This is a genomic window from Hylemonella sp. GW821-FHT10B10, assembly GCF_059415585.1.
The window spans coordinates 307,975-326,475 of the sequence record NZ_JBWKNN010000002.1 but is presented as its reverse complement, the minus strand read 5'-3'; the positions used below and the strand labels follow the sequence as shown (position 1 = coordinate 326,475).

Here is an 18,501-nt window from a genome sequence, read left to right as displayed (position 1 = left end):
AGGCCTTGACGGAAGCGGTGAAAGAGACAAAGCACGAGCGACAGAAAATTTGAATTTGTGGATAACACGATCGGATAGGGAAGTTGGTCACCATCGTTTGACCGCAAGAATCTCGCCCGCTACATTACAAACCGTGACGCCCTTTGGGCACCACGCGGAACCAGTTTCCGCATACAACAGCTCTGGATCGCAGCGCGGTCCTTGGGGCCCAGCGACAGCAGGACCATGCAGAAGGCTCCGCGCCTTTTGTGCAGCTGAGCGAACGCGACAACTGATCCGACATCCAACGTGACTCGCCAAGGCGAATCCTCGAACGATGCTCAGCTACTGCTGACCTCAAGTACGGTAATAGGTGCAATTCCTCAACCCGCCCCGCGGGAACGTCAATGGCTACGGCTCTGACGCTCCCAGGGGACTGGAAATGGGTCGGCGACAGTAGGAATAGTTAGTTGTCGTCATACGTGAACGAGACGAGTCTCGTGAGCCAAGGAACCAACGGGTTGCCTTGAAAGCAGTGACCTCGAATGAGGCTCATACGTAGGCAAACGGATTTATGACCCATCGATGGGTCGCCACTCATGGTTCTTCTGGTGAAGGGCGTAGAGCTGGGGCTGTGCAAGCAGCAATGCGAATACACATTCACGTTCCAACCAACGTCTCGATGGAGTTGCGTTGAGGCCTGCAGGCCGATTTCGCCGACTTGCTGAGAGATCCACAAAGTCGCCTGGCGCTTGAGCTGGGAGCCCGCTTGGGGCCTACAAAGAGCTTTGCCGGATGAACCGCTGGATCCGGGTGCTGCACATGTCAGTGCAGGGCAAGTGAATGGACATTTCCACTCTCACGGGGGTGTGAACAGGTTGGTCACCTTCGACGACCCTGGACTAGGAATCCAGCCCCCTTGAGCCGCCGCGAACGCGTGGCTCAAGTGACACCGACAGGTGTTGCCTCGCGCTCGCAACGACGTGGCAGGACAGTTTGTTTACGAGTATTGCGAACCGTACTGACAGAAAGCCTTCCCGGGCTCGCCAATAAAAGGGGATACATCACCAGCGCCGCAATGGGCGGCACCAAAGAAAGCATGGCGGGTCAACCCGCCAGACGCCGGAAAGTCACTTTTTGGCGTGAACGGCAGGTACCCGCTTATCCGCAGTGGGCGAGTGCCATCTATTTGCGTCGTCATGTTCGGATGCGGTCGGATGAGAAATACGCACTGCGAGGTGTTCATGAGCGGAAAGTTTTAGACACAAGAGCGGGAAGTCGGTGTCAGAAAGAGATGAGTGCTTCGGAATACATGAGTACCTGTCACGACGACGGACAGAGAAACACCACAAAGGATCAGCCAACAAATGAAAGAAGAGAAAAAGCATGACAGAGCGAGACGCTCTATTTTCAAGGCAGGTATCGGGCCGAGTGCTCGGGGCGCGGGTGCAGGCATCGATGCGATGATGCGCGCCCAGCGCAAGTACCCGAACAACCCGCACAAGCAAGTCGCGGCGTTCCTAGGAGAATTCACTATCAAGTCCGGAACCGGGCGCAAGCGTCCAGTATCGGAGGCCACATCCGACGCCTACGGCGACACACTCCAGCTGATCATTGCCGAACTGAGAGAAGAGGGCGCGGCTGTGCGCAACCTGAGCGAGCTCGGCAAAGCACACCTGCTCAGGCTCATCAAACGCTGGCACGCTCGCCATCTCAGCACCAGTACCATTCAGAACCGGCTTTCACGCTTGCGGCGATTCTTCAACTTTATTGGCAAGGGTCACATACTGCCCACCGCGGTCAAGCTCAACGCCTTGCTGCTTGATAACGGTATCAGCCCGATACTGCCGCGTTCAATCGTCGCAAGGGAATCCAAGGCGTGGAAAGAGAAGGCCGTCGAATTTGACGTCGTTCTGAAGAAGGTGCGCGCAAACTGCCCGATCACAGCACTGCAACTGGAATTTCAGGCAGCTTTTGGACTACGCGTTAAGGAGTCCATCATGATTAAGCCACACGAATGCGACATGGGTGACCACCTGCGTATCAAGTACGGAACGAAAGGGGGATTGGAGCGCAGTGTGCGGTTTGACAACGAGGAAGAAGCGGCGGCCTGGCAGCGTGAGATTGTTGAACGAGCCAAGCTCGCCGCAGGCCATCACCCCAAGCGTATCTTGGCACTTCGCAGTCGCACCCTGGAACAATCCCTGCGCCACTTCTACTATCAGATGCGGAAGGTTGGCGTCACCCGGGCCGCGCTGGGCGTGACAGCTCACGGACTACGCCACCAGTTCGCGGCACGCCGCTACCGGCAGGTCGCCGGGTTTGAACCACCGGTCTCGGCGGAAAGCCCGACCGTTGTCAATGCCATGGTCAAGGAAGCCGACCTAGAGGCCCGCAAGCAAGTCAGCCTCGACATGGGCCACTTTCGTCCCGACATCGCTGGCGCCTACATCGGCACTATCCCCATGGCCGAGAAAGAAAAGACTCAGCGCCTCAAGGCCACATGGAGGATTACAGAAAACAATCCGCGCTTCGTCAAAGCCATGGCCGATGCCGGCGTCTCCCGCGTCTGGCTCGGCGAGAACTTCGCGGCCGGCCTACCTGTGGCGCCCAACCAGAAGATGCGCCTGTTCATCGCCACCCTAGACCTCAAGCTCCTGGATAGCAACATCTTGTTCCGACTCAAGCAAGAACTCAGGGATATCCTCGGCCGCAGTGTCGACCTTACCGAACACCACCGCACCACGGACCCCGACGATTCAATTGAACTTCAGCTTCCCGAAGTGCGTGATCCGCAATAGCCCTGTCGGACCCTCGGTCTTGGCTAAGGCTATAACGGCCGGGTTGTACCACTGCCGCGAGCGAGGCCCGATCCACAGCCTCCTTGATGACAATTGACATAGACGGCCGTGGTCTTATCCAGCGATGTTCGCGCAGTGGCAATGATTTGGGATGTCACTCGGGAATCCAGCGCCTCGATCAGAAGCGTCATGCATCAATGGTCCTGATCGTTTGACACCTTCTAGGTGCACCATAGAATAAGTTCAGCTGTCAAATGGATAGCCTTATCCAGGACGATATAGATCTGCTGACGATCTGATGTCCCCCCACAAGCTGATACCAGGCTCAGCTATCGCGGGGAAATGCGTGCACTCAAACCTAGAAATACAGGATATGTGTGACAGGTTGGCTACCTATCAATAGCCAGGCGAACCTCGTCTGCCTCCAAATGATGAAGGGACAACGTAGCAACCACGGAAGAGAAGGCCGGGGACTGGTAACTGCGTTGCGCTGGGGTGTCCATGCCCAATGAAGGACTCACTATTTCAAGCATGCTCAAGCACGCTACTTCGCGTCCCTCAAGTGCTTGAAAGATTAAATATCAGTCGCGCTACGCTCTATAGGGGAATAAAAGCAGGTCACTACCCCAAGCCTGTTCTCATTGGTGAGCGTGCAGTTCGCTGGCGTAGCACCGACATCGATATTTTGGTCGAACGCGGAATCCAATATGCGTTCGGTTATCGCAATGATTGAATGAAAAATCGCCAGCTCGAATGACGAGGGGTTTCAATCCTGAATAGGCGAAAACCCGTCGAATTGACATTGATGGCTTTTGTCGTAGCCTAGTTATATGAGCCAACCAATAACACCAACTATAGGGATCGCGATCTACTACTTGTCTACTGGGCTTTGCATTGGTGGAATCAAGCCGCAAGGTTCCGCCGAAGGATTCGCCAATTACGATACGCTTCTCGAAGCCATGCCGATATCAGAACTGGAGAAGATCAAAGATTGCGAGATTTCGGCTCGCTGCCTCAAGCGTCGGGGCCCGATCATTGGTACGTTCATGAGTGAACCCATACACCAGTACCTGTGGATGGAAAGCGGCGAACGCTACGAGTTCGACGGTATATATTCACCTCCCTTGGATCTGACTAAGCTGCGGCCAGGCCGTCTCATGCTGCTCCCCGGAATGATCTACTCTGCAGAACATCAAAAATTCTGATGTGCCTGTCTATGTAACCGGGACATAGTCGGAGGTCATCAGTGACGATGCATTCTCAGTTTGATTGACCAGCCCATCCTCCTGCCACGTTCTGGTCTCCATCGTTTGACGATTTCAAGGACTCCTTTGATCATCAGGCCCAACACGCGCTTGTGTTGCCTTTATTCTAGGAATTCCTGAAATGAAATCCGATACCCCTGTTGTCGTTGATGTCCGCGCTGCGGATGTCGGCTATTTTTCGGTGAAAGTAAGCCTCGGCCGGCGCTATGAACCGACCGGTATGACTGTCTCCACCCAAAATTTTCCTAGCCTTGCGCCTCGACTTCTGGCCAGTATGCCTCCAAGCAGCGCATTAAATACCCAACCAGATGGCACAGTGGTGAAAGTAGATGGCGTGAACTACTTCGTCGGTCGCGATGCAGTACTTTTTAGTTCCGGCCGCGAGCCCCGGCCTGTGCTTGATGACTACTGCTTGAGCAAAAAGTACATGGCGCTACTGTGTGGTGCGCTTTACTACATGTCCAAGGACGTCGGCCACCCGGCTGAATTGGTCATCAAGCACCTCGTCGTCGGTTTGCCGTTGAAACACTTCGCTCGCTATCAGGGGGAGCTCCAAACCCGTTTGGTCGGTGAGCATCTGCTGCCAGATTCAACCGAGCCTAAAGAGGTTAGCCGCGTTTCGGTCCAGCGCGTCTCGGTCGTCGTGCAGCCGCAGGGGGCGCTCATCAGTCACATCGTTCAAAGCGGTCGTGTTTTGAACGACGCTTCCTCGTTGGTTGTCGATGCCGGCGGCGGCAACCTTGGTTGGTTCATGTCTTGTGGCCACCAGCCCAACTGGCAGCTCTCCGGTGCGTACCCTAAGTCAACGCTGGCCTGCGCCTACGCTGTTTCCGACGGTATCGACAGCGACTGGCGGAACAATTACGAGATCATTGATCGGATTGATATCGCTATCCGAACTGGCGCAGACTCGTTCAAAGTTGGCGGCGAGACGTACCCAATGACTGAGCACTCCAATGCAATCGAGGCAGTTTTGATTGAATCGGTGGATCAGTTGATTTCGAAAACTGAGAAGCTGGAGAACTTGGACGCCATCCTTTTCACTGGTGGCGGTGCCGCTGTGTTCTACGACTACATGACGCGGAGGTTCCCGGAGCGCGCATCGATCATGCGCATGGATGCGGACCCAGTTTTCGCTAACGTCAAAGGCTTCCAGTTTGCTGGGGAATATCTGACTGCGGCGTCGAAGTAAGGCGGAAAGTAGGGAGATAAGCGATTCGTCTGATGCTTCCCCGTCTGACTCAAACCGATATAGCGATTTGACTGAGCATTGATTCTGACCTAGAGGAACTCTTGCATCATCTTAAGAATGGGATTCTGCGAAGAACACCCGGGCCCAGCGCCCGGGTTTCTTTATCTTGGGGTTGACAAGGAGGTCTTCTGTGAGAACTTGAATGACGGCGCCGATGTGCGACGCGAAATGGAGCGATGAGGTGTCACAAAAAATCAAACTTTCCACCAGGTCGATGTTTCGCCAGCACGCCCAAATTCCATTAGAGGAGGGCGTCCCAAAAGTACGTCATTGGCTCATGGACAACCCGACGGGGCGCGATCTCCTCAAAACGGCCGCCGCCCGCTGCAGCCCGAGGTCCAAGCTGCCGTGGTTCAGCAATCCACCGTCGATCGATGAAGAAATTGAGCTTTTCGTCGACAAGCTTGGGCTGCGACACCTCGAAGAGCCCACTAATGCTTTGCAAAAGGAGCTCACATTGATCTACCTTCAGTGGAGATCCCTGAAGGCCGCGCTTCTCGGTCGATAGAGACCAAAACTGCAGAGAGCGCTGTAAGGCATGACTTTTGACAAAGATCCGAGTCATGCCATTTCCCTCATAAAAGGATAGAACATGCTGGGTAAAATTTTTCGGACCACTTTATATCTGCCGTTAAAGCTGGCGAGCCTGTTTGTAACGGCTGCTATCGCACTTGTACTGCTAACGGCTTTGCTATGGAGAACCGAGGTGCCGCGCTTTTCGTATGCACTTCTGCGCGAAGGGCAGGTGGGTGGCCTCGACAGCTATACCCTGAGCGGGTTTCTGGCCTATGCAATAGGGGTGGCGATCCTCTCTCACGTTGTGCGTCTCGTATATCTCGCGGTAGCACTGGTGCTCAAGCAGCGCTTCGGCTTTACCGTTGATGAAGGTGACGAGCAGCATATATATGCGAACGCACTTGGCTTTATCCTTGGCCTAGGTATCGTTGCGTTCTGGTTTGCCATTTGGGGCCGCAAGCAGGGCCTTATAGATCTGGCGCTTCCCGCCACCTATGTGGCAGTGGTCGGGCTGACCTGGCTCGACTGCTACTTCGACTGGTACTACGGCATCCCTGCGTTTCGTCGTCTCGCACGCAATCGCGTTCATACCCAGACCGGTGGGCGAGACCGAGACGATGGCGAGCAGATCGCTCGGCTCGAGAAGGCCTTGATCACCTTTAAGGATATCTACGGCAATACCGAACTCAAGTGCCGCCTCCTGCAGGCGGGACAGGCCATCGTAGGTCGTGAAAAAAACAGCGCTGCCCCGCGCAACGGTATCCTGCTGTCCGGAGAGCCTGGCAACGGCAAGACCGTTTTCGCCGAAGCGCTTGCCGGAGAGCTCAAGCTGCCGTTACTCAAGTTGACCCATGCTGATGTGGCCAGCCAGTGGGTCGGCGAGCGTACTACCCGCATCAAGCGTGCCTTTGACCAAGCCATCCGTCGTCAGCCCTGTGCGCTGTTCATCGATGAGATCGACAGCTTCATACCTGACCGTTCTTCCGGCCATTCCAGCATCAAGGAAGACACCGATGCTGTCAATGCTCTGCTGACCTTGCTGGTCGACATCCGTAGGCAAAAAGTGCTAGTGATCGCCGCCACGAACCACATGGACCGACTGGATAGTGCTGCGGTTCGCGAGGGTCGTTTTGACTTCAAAGTTGAAGTCACCCCACCCGATATGGAAGCCCGTTTCGGCCTGCTGACCAAGGGTTTTGCTGACAACCTAAAAGGCTACAGTGCTGACGAAGCCACGATTAAGAATGTCGCCGCACGCTGGAACGGATTCTCTGTCAAGCGCATCCTGGCTGTGACCGAGGAACTGGCCTCCTACCTGCAAAAGCGTAACGGTGATCGTATAGTCACTTTCGAAGACTTCATGGCCGCGCTGCGGCGGGTTCAGGGCCGCCGCGGTTCCACGCCCGAATCTGCTATCCCCTTGGATCAATTGATTCTTTCGGCCCGATCCAGGGAGTCTCTTGACATGCTGGCCAATCGCCTGCGCGACCCGCTGCGTATCGAGCGCCTGGGTGGCTCGCTGCCCACTGGCGTGCTCTTTTACGGTCCTCCCGGTACCGGCAAGACCACGGTGTGCAAGTCACTGGCCAAGGAAGTTGGCTGGGCATTCCTGCCGACTTCGGGTACTGATCTGTCTCGCGACCCCAAGGGCCTGCAAAAGATCTATGACAAGGCGAAGGAACTGCGCCCGGCGATCGTCTTCATTGACGAGGCCGACGACCTGCTGCGTAACCGAGAGTATTCGAACTGCACCGAAGCCACCAATAAGCTGCTGACCATCATGGATGGTGCGGGCGACCGTGTACGTGATGTACTCTTTGTCGCGGCGACGAACAGCCCGGACCAAATCGACGGTGCGCTGTTGCGTGGAGGGCGCTTCACCGAGAAGATTGAATTCGAACTGCCGCAAGAAGACCAGATAGCACTACACGTGGCTAACTGGATCGCCAAACGCAATCTCCGGCTGGGCCAGGGCCAGACTGCCGACAAGATTGCTGCCAATCTGGGCCAGCAAAGTATCGCCAACGTCGAGGCCGTGCTGCAGCACGCCGTCAATCGCGCTATCTCGCGCTCCACAGGCGATGAAATCGTGCTGTCCCAGGCTGATATCGAGACTGGCACATCAACTGTTCTCGGGAACCTTTGATCCATGCTGATCAGGGCAATCAGACCAAAAGCGCGCGCGTATACCTTAGTCGGAGCCGCAAGGCGCCTGAATGGCACTTGGCCTAAGGTGACAGGATAGCCGTGGCAGACCAGTTTCTGCCCCGGACTGATGAGCTTTGTACTTGGTGCTGCTTACTTATATGACCTCTCAAAATACTGCAACGCACGCCGAGCGCTCTGATGAGCCCATAGCCCTTGTCGATCTGATTCACCAGTTCTATACAGACCAGCTTAGGTTACTGGAATCGGCAGAACAGACAAATCGCGACGCGATGAGTTCTTTGCCCGGCTGGTTGAGAACGGCAATGAGCAGAGAGAAAATGCTGAGGGCGAAATCCGATCCGGCCCCCGGTTTGTCCGAAGGCGCCGAACAGATCCAACTGCATCCCTATGCGTCGTCAATGGATGCACGGGCTGCCCAGGACGTGATCCGTTTAATGGATGCGTTGAGTGATGAGCCATTTGTTTGTATCGGCTCGATGGGAAGGATGCACCTTGAATTCAAGGGGTTTCCGCCTGATCAACGTGAAAGTTGGGAAAATGTTGCGCGAGAGCATTTTCGAGAAGTTAATCGTCAATGGCCATATTGGCTTCATTTCCTGGAGCCGACTTTCAGAAACTACACATATCTGACTTCCCTGCTATGTGAGCCTCTGGCGCGCAGACAGGCTAATGGGAAAATTCTAGTGTTACTCAACCGGGAGGATTTCTACGCAGAAATTATCCGGCTTGTGGTGGCCAGCCTCACGCTACAGGAAATCTGGCAGATCCCTATAGATAAGCGACGGGCGCACAGTCTCCGGGTACTGGAAGTACTACGCGAATGTTTGGTTCCTGCCTGAACCTGGCATCGTGGTGGTGAACGGGCAATATGCAGCGATTGCTGCCGGTGACCATTGGCGGGTGTACTAACGCTTCCTGTCGGCAAACAGTTGTGTGGTGGTACTGCCTGTGAAGGCCCGGTCGGAAGCTAAGCGAGATGCTTGAGTGACTGGGCAGGACTTGATCTGGCTGGGTCAGTCGGGGAACCTCTCCCCACCCACATGAACTCGTACTCCCGACCCAAAACGATCCGCCTGATGGAGGAAATCATCTTCATCGACGATGGCGACGTGCTCAGCATGCCCGGCGTGGTACGCATCATTTACGACCCACAGCCGGTATCAACGGGATACGTAGCGTGGCGGGCGAGTACCTGGTCGATCACAACCCGCAGGCATGGCTGACGGTCTTTGGCCAGGAGCTCAACCCCAAGTCCCACGACATTTGCAAGGCCGAAATGCTGATCAAGGATCAGGACCCGGCCAATATCACCTTTGGCAATACGTTCAGCGAAGACGGCCACACCCGCAAAAAATTTGACTACATGCTGTTCAACCCGCCGATTAGGGCAACGCTCAAGCCTATTGATCCCCCTTTTCCGCCTCGCTTTTCATCGCGCGTCTCACTGGCGCGGTGCAATTTCCCCCTGACGTCTTATCGGCAATAATGGCCTTCGAGGGCGCCTAGACGCCAGCAAAAGGCAAAGGGGAGGGCAGTCCGGCCCTCCGGTTGTTCAACGGGGAGTAAGAATGACGAACGCAACGGCGGTACAGCCGGCCGCGCCAGCTTTAGGTGGTCATCCAGCAAGCGGCTGGGTGCGCTTTCTGCGGTCCTATGGGCCAACTCCGTCGAACACGACACTTTTCGACGAATACACCGTCGACGCCCTTCGCCGCGCCAACGTCAGCCCGATCCAGCTCACGAGCCCCCTGCTCGAGCAAATCATGGCGCGTGTGGACTCTGGTCTTCCTGGATCCATCCTAATTGCCGGGACAGCGGGAGACGGTAAGACGTATCACGCCCGAACCCTCTGGGGCCACATGGGGGGAACCGCGGCCGACTGGACGGACCAGAAGAATCCCGTCAAGGAGATTTCCCTGCCGGATGGACGGGTGGCCATCTTCGTCAAGGATTTGACTGAGCTGTCCGACTCGGAGAGCGACGATGCGTTGAGCCTCTTCGAACAATCGGTGTTGGCCGCCGAAGACAAGCGCTTCGTTGTCTTGGTGGCCAACCACGGGCAAATCTTGGAGAGGTTGCGGGAATGCGGCCGTCGCCAAGGCCGCGCGCATCCGCTTCGAGTGCCCATCCAAGAGGCGTTCCTTCAACGAGCGGCGGCTCCCGACCGGCTGGCGCTGTTCGATCTGAGCCGCCAAGCTCGCGCAGAGGCTGTCCAAGACGTGCTTCGAGCTGTCTCTGAGCACCCTGAATGGACGAAGTGCGGCTCATGTTCGTGGCACGGTAACGGTCGGGTATGTCCGATCATGGAGAACAGGAATCGGATATTGGGGGCTGAAGACCAAGGTCGCCTTAGAACGCGCCTTTCCACCCTTGCCGAAATTTCTCGGGCCAACGGTACCCACCTCCCGATCCGCGACTTGCTCGCGCTCGCGTCGAACATGATCCTGGGCCACCCCGAAGCGAAGGAAGGGTTGATGTCCTGCTCGGACGTGCCCAAGATCCAGGAGCGCGGGACGGTCGAGATGGCGAGCATCTACGACAACGTGTTCGGGGCCAATTTGAAGCGGCGCGCGTCGAACAAGCCGATTTTTCGGGCTCTCGCAGCGTTCGGCCTCGGCTCTGAGACCACAAACGGGGCGGACGGGCTCATGGTGTATGGGGCGGACGACCCGAAGTTAAAGGACTCTTTTGCCAGTCACCTGGCCTCAGACCCCGTCTACGGCGCCACGCCCAGCTACTTGGCGGGGCTTCACCGCTACTTGGAAGGCGACGAGGCTGCTCGCGTGGACGACGGCGCCGCGGCCTTTCTGGAGCGCCTGGCTTCGCAGAGGCGCCGGCTCTTCTTCGTCTTGCCCAAGGATGACTCGGACTACCGCTTCTGGTCGATGACCGCGTTTCGATTCGCGGGCGACTACTTGGACATGATGTCCGGATTAGCGGCTAAGCGAAACATCAGCGACGCCCTACGCTCCCGGCTCGTTCGCGGGCTCAACCGGGTCATGACGGGCTTGTTGATCGAGAATACGGACAAGCTCTTCGTCGCGAGCTCGGGCGGCTTCACCCAGTCGCGGATCAGCGTGCTGTGCGACACGGAGTCGCCGGCTCGCAGAACCCAGGGTGTAGGCATGAAGGTGGCGCTCGACGGCGTCTCCGGCAGCGGCGTCCTCGAAGTGGCCATCGCCGAAGGCGCTTGGTTCTCCGCGAGCCTGCAGCTCACCCCTGTCAGGTTCGAGTTTCTCTGCCGAGTGGCTGAAGGCGCTTTGCCTGGCAGTTTCTCAAATGAGTGCCTCGAAGACATGCTCGCCTTCAAGGCGCGATTGCTCCGAAAAGCCGAACTCGCCAAGAAGGACAGGTCGGCCGACGACGAGGATTCGGACGACGGCGCGAACGCGCTCACCCTGCGATTCATCGAGATCGAAATGAGTGGCCACGGCTACTCGAAACCTGTTACCGTCAGGACGCTGCAATGAGGCCAAGAATCGACAGCGTCGACTTCGCCGTCGACGAGCACGTCTGGGGCCATCGTCTCTACGACGAGCAGCTTCCGCACTTGACGGTATTGGAATTTTTGACCGTTCTGGGATCCAACACCGACGCGCCATTGCGACCCGCCGGGGACGCGGCGCCTCGATACAAGCCACAGCGGCAGCTGAGGCTCCGAGCCATTCTGTTCAACAACCCCTTCGTCGAGACCATCCGCGCGCGCCCGCTCTCCGATCCCGAAAAATGGAACGCTTGGAGCGAACGATTCAAAAAAGACGCTGAGGGCCTCGCCGAGGCGGACTTCGCCTACCTGCGCGAAGCGTTCGGCGACTTTGAGGATTTCGCTCGCGCCGTGGAGCTGCTGCGCTCCTCGTCGTTCGAGGCGCGCAGCAACAAACGCTGGAGCTCCAAGTTCGTGTTCCCGTTCGGGCCCGACGCGCTCTACGAAGACCTGCGCGTCGATGCGAAGGGATCCGCCTCCAACGACCGGCGCTTCTTCGCCCGAACGGGCGAGCTCCTCTATCTCATGCTCTCGCGCGCCCAGCGCGGGCCTGAGCTCGGCGAGAGGCTCGTCGAGCGCCTGTACGATCAATCGCTTCCGATGAACCGACTCGTGCGCGCGTTGCAAGGGCCACCCCAGACCGCTCCCGACGACCGGCCCGTGGGATATCTGCCCTATGCGTCCTTGCCGCGCTTTGATCGCCTCTGCGAGGACTGGCTCGCGATCCTGTCCCGCGACATGCCGGTATACGACGCACTCGAACACCTCATCTCGATCACCGGCCTGAACCTCATGTTGTATTTCCTCGAGCGCGGCAAGGCGCAAGCGGGCCAGGCGGAGCCCGTCGAAATCGTCTGCGAGATGGTTTCGCGCGAGCGCACCAAGGTCCGGGCTCTTTCGGCCGAGTCCTATCTGGCGAATCAAGGCTACTCGGCGGCTGCCATCCGGTTCTCGATCGAATCGACGAAGTTGTCGCCAGAGTGGGGCTCGGCCTTGGCGTCGTCCGATCCCAAGGACGCCTGCGCCGCGGTGCTGCGATCGCGCTTCCAGTGGCCGCCTGAAGACGGTGGCGACGATGCTGACGCGCTGAACAAGGATGGGGACCAACTGGTCGAGCAGCTCGTCGAGAAAGCGCTTTCCCGCCACGAGCAGCACGTCGACAAAATCCATCCCGCATGGTCTCGCGCGATCGGGCTGAGCTCGCGGCGGCTGTCTCGCAGGACGCGTTACGCTCCGAACGATCGACTGCTCAAATCGCTTGTGGTGGCCATCGTCGAAAACCGCATGCAATTCGACGAGTTCTTGGCCGAGGCGAAGTCCCGCTATGGTCTCGTCGTTGGCGACGTCGAAGGCGCTCGGCTGATAAACGAGAAGCTGGTTGACCAGGAGGCGCTCAGCGACAACCGTGCCAACTTGGAAGCACGCCTGGCCGGGCTCGGGCTTGTCCGACGCCTCTCGGATTCCTGCTCCTTCGTGGAGAACCCATTCGCCTCCGGAGGGCAAGTCTGATGCTTTCCAACAAAATCATCGGGCGCGTGGCGGCGACCATCCTTGCCCAGCGCCTTGGCGACGCCCGGCCCGAGGAGGGCGTCTCGCAATCGACTGCCATGTTTCGGCTCGACAAGCTTTCGCCAGAGCAGATCGCCGCGGTGGTCTGGGAAGTGGTCGGTAACCAGCAGCTCGCGGAGTTGGTCGACGTCAAAATCCCTGAGTCGTTGGTTATTGGCCAAGGACTGCCGCCTGAGGCGCTGACCGACCGCAACGCGGGCTTCGTCCGCAACGCGGGCACCAGCAAGCTGGCGCTTCTTACCGCCAACGGGACCGAGCAGAACCAGGCGGACACGCTGCAGCACGTCACGGGGCTGGGGGCCAAGGAATTGCGGGCCCACGAAGCGGCCTGGGTCGAGGCGACGTGCCACGTCGCGGCCATGGCGCCGACTCCCGAGGATCGGCAGGTCTTCGCCTCCGCGCTTCGCGGCCTGCTGGCCGTGGTTGACTTGTCTTTGATCCAACTCGGCGAGTTCTGCTCGAGGATCGCCGAAGCCTCGCAGCCCTCGCACGGTCGGGCGATCCGCGACGCGATCGGCTGGGCGCTCCCGTGCGTCGGACTCCCTCGCGACACCTCTTTCTTTTCGAATCCCAAGACCTATGGGGTAGCGATGACGCCGTGGCGCAAGGCGTTCGAGAAGCTTTACGCCAACCGCGCGCCTCTGTTGCGTCGCCTGCGCCCCACCGGCCAGCCGATCGACGCCGAGGAAATGCGCCAACGTCTCGACGAGAACGCCGCACAGATCGAAGCGACGGTGATGCCAACCATCGTGGCGTTCATCGAGGCATCGGCTTCGGACGAGCAAGCGGTCGCCGCTTTGGCGGAACTGGAATGGGAAGGCGACGGTGTCCACCATATTTTCGAGAAGCCGCGCGAAAAGCAGCTCGACCTGGCCGAGGCGACGATCTACTTCTTCGATCATGACTGCGCAGAGCCCATGGCGCTATCGGAGAAGTGGCGCAAGCATCTTGAAGATCTCAAGGCGCGACAGCGGCGCTCGGACTGGAACGAGGAAGACGAGGAGTTCTACGATCTCCATCGCCACCATATGGAGCGCGACGACGCCAAGCTCAACGCGCGTTGGGAAAAGGTAATTTTCGGCAAGCCGACGGAATGTACGGACTTCCTGCGTGGCGTCATCGAGGTGGCCCACACGCTGGTGGCCGGCTCCGAGGAGTCCGGCGCCGAACGCTTCCTCCGATTCACCGTGGGCAAGGGTCGCAAGGAGTGGCGCGAGCGCTTCAACCACGATGTGGGATCCTACTTCGGTGCCATGTATCGGGGCCTGAAGGAGCTCCTGGGGGCGAAGGCGGAGTGGAAGGTTGAGCGCATGGGGACAGCCGACCTCCCCGACCCGCTGTTCCGCTACCCCGAGTTTTTCGACTGGGAGCAGAAGAACCGCAAGGACAAACCCAAGCCGGTGACGTCGGTCGCCAGGAATTCCTTGCAGATCAAATTCGAGGTCGCGCTCGTCGAGCGCCGCGCGGGCGGCGAAGAGGTCATCGACAAGACTCAGCTCGTCTGGTCGTACAAGCCCGACGCCATCGGCATGTCTCTCGTGGACGACATGGAGCGCCTGCGCGAGAAGGGCGGGGTTGCCTGTACCGAAGTCCCGCGCCGCATGGTGAGTAAGAAGGGCGGCGTGCAAAGCGTTTCGCTCTCGGACACCAGCACGCTCGAGGCGACTTTCCAGCGCGACGCGGGATCTCTGGTGCCGCAGGCGGGCAAGCTGCGAAGCCTGCGCGCGGAGATCAAGAAGAGAATCGAGGACCTGCACGAGCGCGGGAAGCTGACGAGCGAACAGCGCGACGCCGTCAGGGCCGCCTGGAAGGCATTCGAAGAGGACTACGCGAAGGCGCTGGAAGACTTCGTGGCGGTGGGGCTGCACGGCGAAGCCGTGATGAGGCAGGCGGATTCGTTCGCCGCGCTGCTGCGGACGCTCGCGACGCACGCCCGCGGCGACGTCTGCCGATCGGAGCTGGTCTCCGAGATTCTCTCCATCGGAACCGTGAAGGTCGTCGGCGAGCAACCCTGCCTGATCGTTCCTCCTTGGCATCCGGAGCGCATGAAGGCGCTTGCGGTGAAGAGCCGGCGCGCGGCTGGCCTGGTGAGCCACATCCTCGGTGGGAAGGACGTGCTCTTCGGGGATCGGCACATTTTTTTCCGGGAGTTCTTCGACGAGCTCGCCCACCCGTTCTATCCGGAGATCGCGACGATCTCGCGAGGCGGCGAGCCCATGCTCGTCGCGGAGAGCAGCACGGTCAACGGCTACAGCCTCTTGGAGGCGCCGGTCCGAGGCGAGGATGACACGCTCACAGACGTGGACCCGACGAGCGCGGCCAAACAGGTGCGCGAGTTGCTTTCGCGCTACGTGGGGCTGCAGCCGCACGAGGCTGACAACCTCAATGTCGTTCTTTACAACGCGGACGCCGCGGAGCTGCCTCTGGCCGTCGTCCGCGAGTTGTCGGGGGATCAGTCCCACGAGGACTTCAAATGCGGGGTGTCCGTACGCCATCGCGATCCCGCCAAGCTGCGGCGAGTCTATGCGGAGTTGGTTAGCAAGGCGGGCGACGACCCCGACTTGCCGGTGGTTAGCGAGACCTCCGACACGTTCATGTCCAAGCTTCGAATCGCCGTCGTTCCAGCATCGGCTACGCCCGCGCGAGAAGCCGGGGCGTTCCGGCCTTACGACGTGGCATTCTTGCACGATGTGGTGTCGCGCACGGCCTCGGTCGACTGGGCGAAGGTCGGCTGGATCAACGAGCGCCCAAGCCTCGAGCATGCCCCTTCGCGCTGGTCTTATCGCAGTGTCTCCGGCGAGAACGAGCTCAAGTCAACTACGTTCCTGACCTGTCCGATGCAGACCGCAACCGGCTGGACCTACGTCTCGGCGGTCGCGTCCCTGGTCAGGCAGGAGGACCCCGTGGACGGCCAGCTCCTGCTGCCTGTGCGCCGCATCTCACTGCAAAACGAGGCGCTTAAAGCCACGCTTGACGACGCCCACGGGCTGGCCGAGTGGGTCGCGACTTACGACGAGCTCTTGGACAAGCGCCAGCTCCAGGCCAACGGCATCACGGTAGTCCGATACCGTCGCGCGAGCACCAACGGCCGCAATATGATCGTGAGCTCGACCTCCGAGTTGCGCTTGCTGCGAGTGCTGGCGCGGCGCAGGCTCTCCGAGCTGGGCCTCTCGATCCCTCCCGACGCCCTCGACGAACTGGCCACGCGGATGGAGAAGGACGCCCTGTCGGTCTCGGGCGACATTGTGCTGAGGGCTGCCAAGCGCGGCGTATCGGCCGGAGAGATGCTGGGCCTGGTCATGAGCCGGCACTTGGTGGCCCACGAGCTCCTGGTGCTGTCGGGCTCGGGCTCGCGCCCCGCCTTCACCGTCTTCTTCCTCCTCGACGACTACGCGACCTGGCTCGCGCAGAGGGAGAGTCGAATCGCCGACTTGCTTGGCCTGTGCGTCGAGGAGCGCGATGGAGTCGTCCACTTGCATATCGCGATTTGCGAAGCCAAATACGTGGGTGCGCCGGGCGCCGCCGAGGCGCGCCGATCATCCAAGGCGCAGTTGATGGCCACCTTGTCCACGTTCCGCTCCGCCCTGTTCGGCGACCCGGGACGATTGGATCGCGACGTGTGGCTCGCCAGGCTAGCCGACTTGCTCCTCGACGCCGACGTACCGCCCGCGTGCTCGGATCTGCTGCAGCGCGCGCGCTCCGGTTTGCGGGACGGGGATGCGCTCATTTCGCTGCGCGGCTACTCGCACGTCTTCGTGCACACGGCCGACGCGGCCAACAGCTTCAACTCCGATCAAATCAAATTGGAGGAAGCCGATGGCGTGGAGGCGTGGCAAGAGGTCTTCGAGCGCCCGGATCTGCGCGCATTGGTTGAGGGCTACGCGAGCGAATCCGACCCTGCCGCGGTGCGTTCCCGCCTCGGTCCGATGACGCCTTGGCTCGATTGCAACCCTATGCCTCCCGCTGGGCGCGTGTCGTGGACTTCCATGATCGAAAGGCTTTCGCCACTCGGCGGTGGAGCTGGCAATGCGGGACCTGTCGTCGGAGGAGGCACTTCTCCCGCGCTTGGGCTGGCGTCCGGATCTTCAAACGGCGGCGAGGCGAGGACGGTTGAGACTCCGGCCGCCCCTCCGACCGGGCAAGAAGCTGCGCCAGTTACTCCGACGCCCTCGACGGCCTCCACGAGCCCCGCGAGCGCCGGATCTCAAGCCGCCATCGGCGCCTCTGGCGCCGGGTGGTGCGGCGCCGAGCTTGCCGGCATCATCGAAGCGAAGGCCGCGGGATCCTCTGAGCGGCTTGACGAGCGCGGGCAGTGGGCCGAGGAGACGACTCGCAAGTTGAAGACGGCCCTGAACAGCTACGGACTTCAGGCGGGCATCCTGGGCACCAGGCTCACTCCCAACGGATGCCTTGTGAGGCTGGCGGGGTCAGACAAGTTGAGGGTGGAGGACATCGAGGCCAAGCGCACTCAGCTCCTGACCACCCACGCGATCAACCTTGTGACTGTGCAGCCCAAGCCCGGAGCGATCGTCGTGACGGTGGCCGGCGAGAAGCGCCAGTCGGTGTCGCTGTGGGAGCTTTGGTCGCGCCGCGCGGTGAACCGCAACGCCGCCGGCATCAACACTTCCTTCGTCCTGGGCCTCCAGGAAATCAACGGCTCGATCCTTTACTTGAACCTGGGCTCAGAGTTTGGAGGCCTCTCCTCGCACGAGCCGCATTCCCTCGTGGCGGGCGCGACAGGCAGCGGCAAATCGGTGTTGATCCAGGCACTATTGCTGGACATCGCCGCGACAAATACCCCCGCCCTGGCCAAAATCGTCCTGATAGACCCGAAGATGGGCGTTGACTATTCGGCACTCGAAGCGCTGCCCCACATGCGGGAGCCCATCGTCACCACGCGCGACCGGGCGACGCAGCTGCTCGACGAGCTTGTGGAGGAAATGGAGAGCCGCTATCGCCGCTTCGCCGCCACCCGCGCTCGCGACCTCTCCACCTACAACTCCAAGTCGGCGGTTGAAGAAAGGCTGCCCATGCTTTTCGTCGTGCACGACGAGTTCGCCGACTGGATGCTGGAAGACGGCTACAAGCAGGCGGTGGGATCGGCCGTTCAGCGGCTCGGCGTCAAAGCCCGCGCCGCCGGCATCCACCTGGTCTTCGCAGCGCAGCGGCCCGACAAGGATGTGATGCCGATGCAGCTTCGCGAAAACTTGGGGAACCGGCTGATCTTGAAGGTGGCCAGCGAAGCGACCTCAAAAATCGCACTTGACCGGCCTGGCGCGGAGTTGCTTCTTGGGCGGGGCCATTTGGCCGCGAAGCTCAACGGAGAACAGGGCCTTGTCTACGCCCAAGCCCCATTTTTGAGCGACGAGGACATGAGCCTGGCGGTCGCCGCCATTGAGGAGAACTACAAGTGATATCACGACCTGAACTGACGGCCCTTCGATTCATTCAGGCCACGCGCCGAGC

The 18,501-nt window shown here is 59.6% G+C and carries 11 protein-coding genes; all 11 read left to right on the top strand.

Features of this window, described 5'->3' with window-relative positions:
• Positions 1-1,346 precede the first annotated feature (1,346 nt).
• The 11 genes from AC07NT_RS11720 (at position 1,347) to AC07NT_RS11670 (ending at position 18,449) form a co-directional block, all read left to right on the top strand.
• Complete coding sequence (locus tag AC07NT_RS11720; RefSeq protein WP_498598851.1) at positions 1,347-2,780, top strand: integrase domain-containing protein; 1,434 nt, start codon at positions 1,347-1,349, stop codon at positions 2,778-2,780.
• Between the two features lie 508 nt (positions 2,781-3,288).
• Positions 3,289-3,513 (top strand): helix-turn-helix transcriptional regulator, encoded by a 225-nt coding sequence (locus tag AC07NT_RS11715; RefSeq protein ID WP_498598852.1) that lies wholly within the window; start codon positions 3,289-3,291, stop codon positions 3,511-3,513.
• Positions 3,514-3,610: 97 nt separating this feature from the next.
• Complete coding sequence (locus tag AC07NT_RS11710) at positions 3,611-3,985, top strand: hypothetical protein (RefSeq protein ID WP_498598853.1); 375 nt, start codon at positions 3,611-3,613, stop codon at positions 3,983-3,985.
• A gap of 181 nt (positions 3,986-4,166) precedes the next feature.
• Positions 4,167-5,237 carry a ParM/StbA family protein gene (locus tag AC07NT_RS11705; protein WP_498598854.1) on the top strand — a complete coding sequence of 357 codons (1,071 nt, stop codon included), beginning with the start codon at positions 4,167-4,169 and terminating at the stop codon, positions 5,235-5,237.
• A gap of 202 nt (positions 5,238-5,439) precedes the next feature.
• Positions 5,440-5,805 (top strand): hypothetical protein, encoded by a 366-nt coding sequence (locus AC07NT_RS11700; protein ID WP_498598855.1) that lies wholly within the window; start codon positions 5,440-5,442, stop codon positions 5,803-5,805.
• 84 nt (positions 5,806-5,889) lie between these two features.
• Positions 5,890-7,959 carry an AAA family ATPase gene (locus AC07NT_RS11695; protein WP_498598856.1) on the top strand — a complete coding sequence of 690 codons (2,070 nt, stop codon included), beginning with the start codon at positions 5,890-5,892 and terminating at the stop codon, positions 7,957-7,959.
• Positions 7,960-8,101: 142 nt separating this feature from the next.
• Positions 8,102-8,821, top strand: coding sequence for a hypothetical protein (locus tag AC07NT_RS11690; RefSeq protein ID WP_498598857.1), 720 nt, complete (start codon positions 8,102-8,104; stop codon positions 8,819-8,821).
• A gap of 338 nt (positions 8,822-9,159) precedes the next feature.
• Complete coding sequence (locus tag AC07NT_RS11685; RefSeq protein WP_498598858.1) at positions 9,160-9,468, top strand: N-6 DNA methylase; 309 nt, start codon at positions 9,160-9,162, stop codon at positions 9,466-9,468.
• Positions 9,469-9,550: 82 nt separating this feature from the next.
• On the top strand, positions 9,551-11,452 hold the full coding sequence (locus tag AC07NT_RS11680) for a hypothetical protein (protein WP_498598859.1): 1,902 nt from the start codon (positions 9,551-9,553) through the stop codon (positions 11,450-11,452).
• Positions 11,449-12,975, top strand: a complete 1,527-nt coding sequence (locus AC07NT_RS11675) for a methylation-associated defense system protein MAD7 family protein (RefSeq protein ID WP_498598860.1) — start codon at positions 11,449-11,451, stop codon at positions 12,973-12,975. Before AC07NT_RS11680 ends, AC07NT_RS11675 begins: the two co-directional genes overlap by 4 nt.
• Entirely contained in the window at positions 12,975-18,449 is a 5,475-nt protein-coding gene (locus AC07NT_RS11670; RefSeq protein WP_498598861.1) for an FtsK/SpoIIIE domain-containing protein, read from the top strand. The genes AC07NT_RS11675 and AC07NT_RS11670 overlap by 1 nt, the downstream gene beginning before the upstream one ends.
• Positions 18,450-18,501: the final 52 nt, after the last annotated feature.

Excerpts from the sequence above, each read along its gene's own strand:
- AC07NT_RS11720 (WP_498598851.1), top strand. The coding sequence starts at position 1,347 with ATGAAAGAAGAGAAAAAGCATGACAGAGCGAGACGCTCTATTTTCAAG.
- AC07NT_RS11715 (WP_498598852.1), top strand. The coding sequence starts at position 3,289 with ATGAAGGACTCACTATTTCAAGCATGCTCAAGCACGCTACTTCGCGTC.
- AC07NT_RS11710 (WP_498598853.1), top strand. The coding sequence starts at position 3,611 with ATGAGCCAACCAATAACACCAACTATAGGGATCGCGATCTACTACTTG.
- AC07NT_RS11705 (WP_498598854.1), top strand. The coding sequence starts at position 4,167 with ATGAAATCCGATACCCCTGTTGTCGTTGATGTCCGCGCTGCGGATGTC.
- AC07NT_RS11700 (WP_498598855.1), top strand. The coding sequence starts at position 5,440 with ATGACGGCGCCGATGTGCGACGCGAAATGGAGCGATGAGGTGTCACAA.
- AC07NT_RS11695 (WP_498598856.1), top strand. The coding sequence starts at position 5,890 with ATGCTGGGTAAAATTTTTCGGACCACTTTATATCTGCCGTTAAAGCTG.
- AC07NT_RS11680 (WP_498598859.1), top strand. The coding sequence starts at position 9,551 with ATGACGAACGCAACGGCGGTACAGCCGGCCGCGCCAGCTTTAGGTGGT.
- AC07NT_RS11675 (WP_498598860.1), top strand. The coding sequence starts at position 11,449 with ATGAGGCCAAGAATCGACAGCGTCGACTTCGCCGTCGACGAGCACGTC.
- AC07NT_RS11670 (WP_498598861.1), top strand. The coding sequence starts at position 12,975 with ATGCTTTCCAACAAAATCATCGGGCGCGTGGCGGCGACCATCCTTGCC.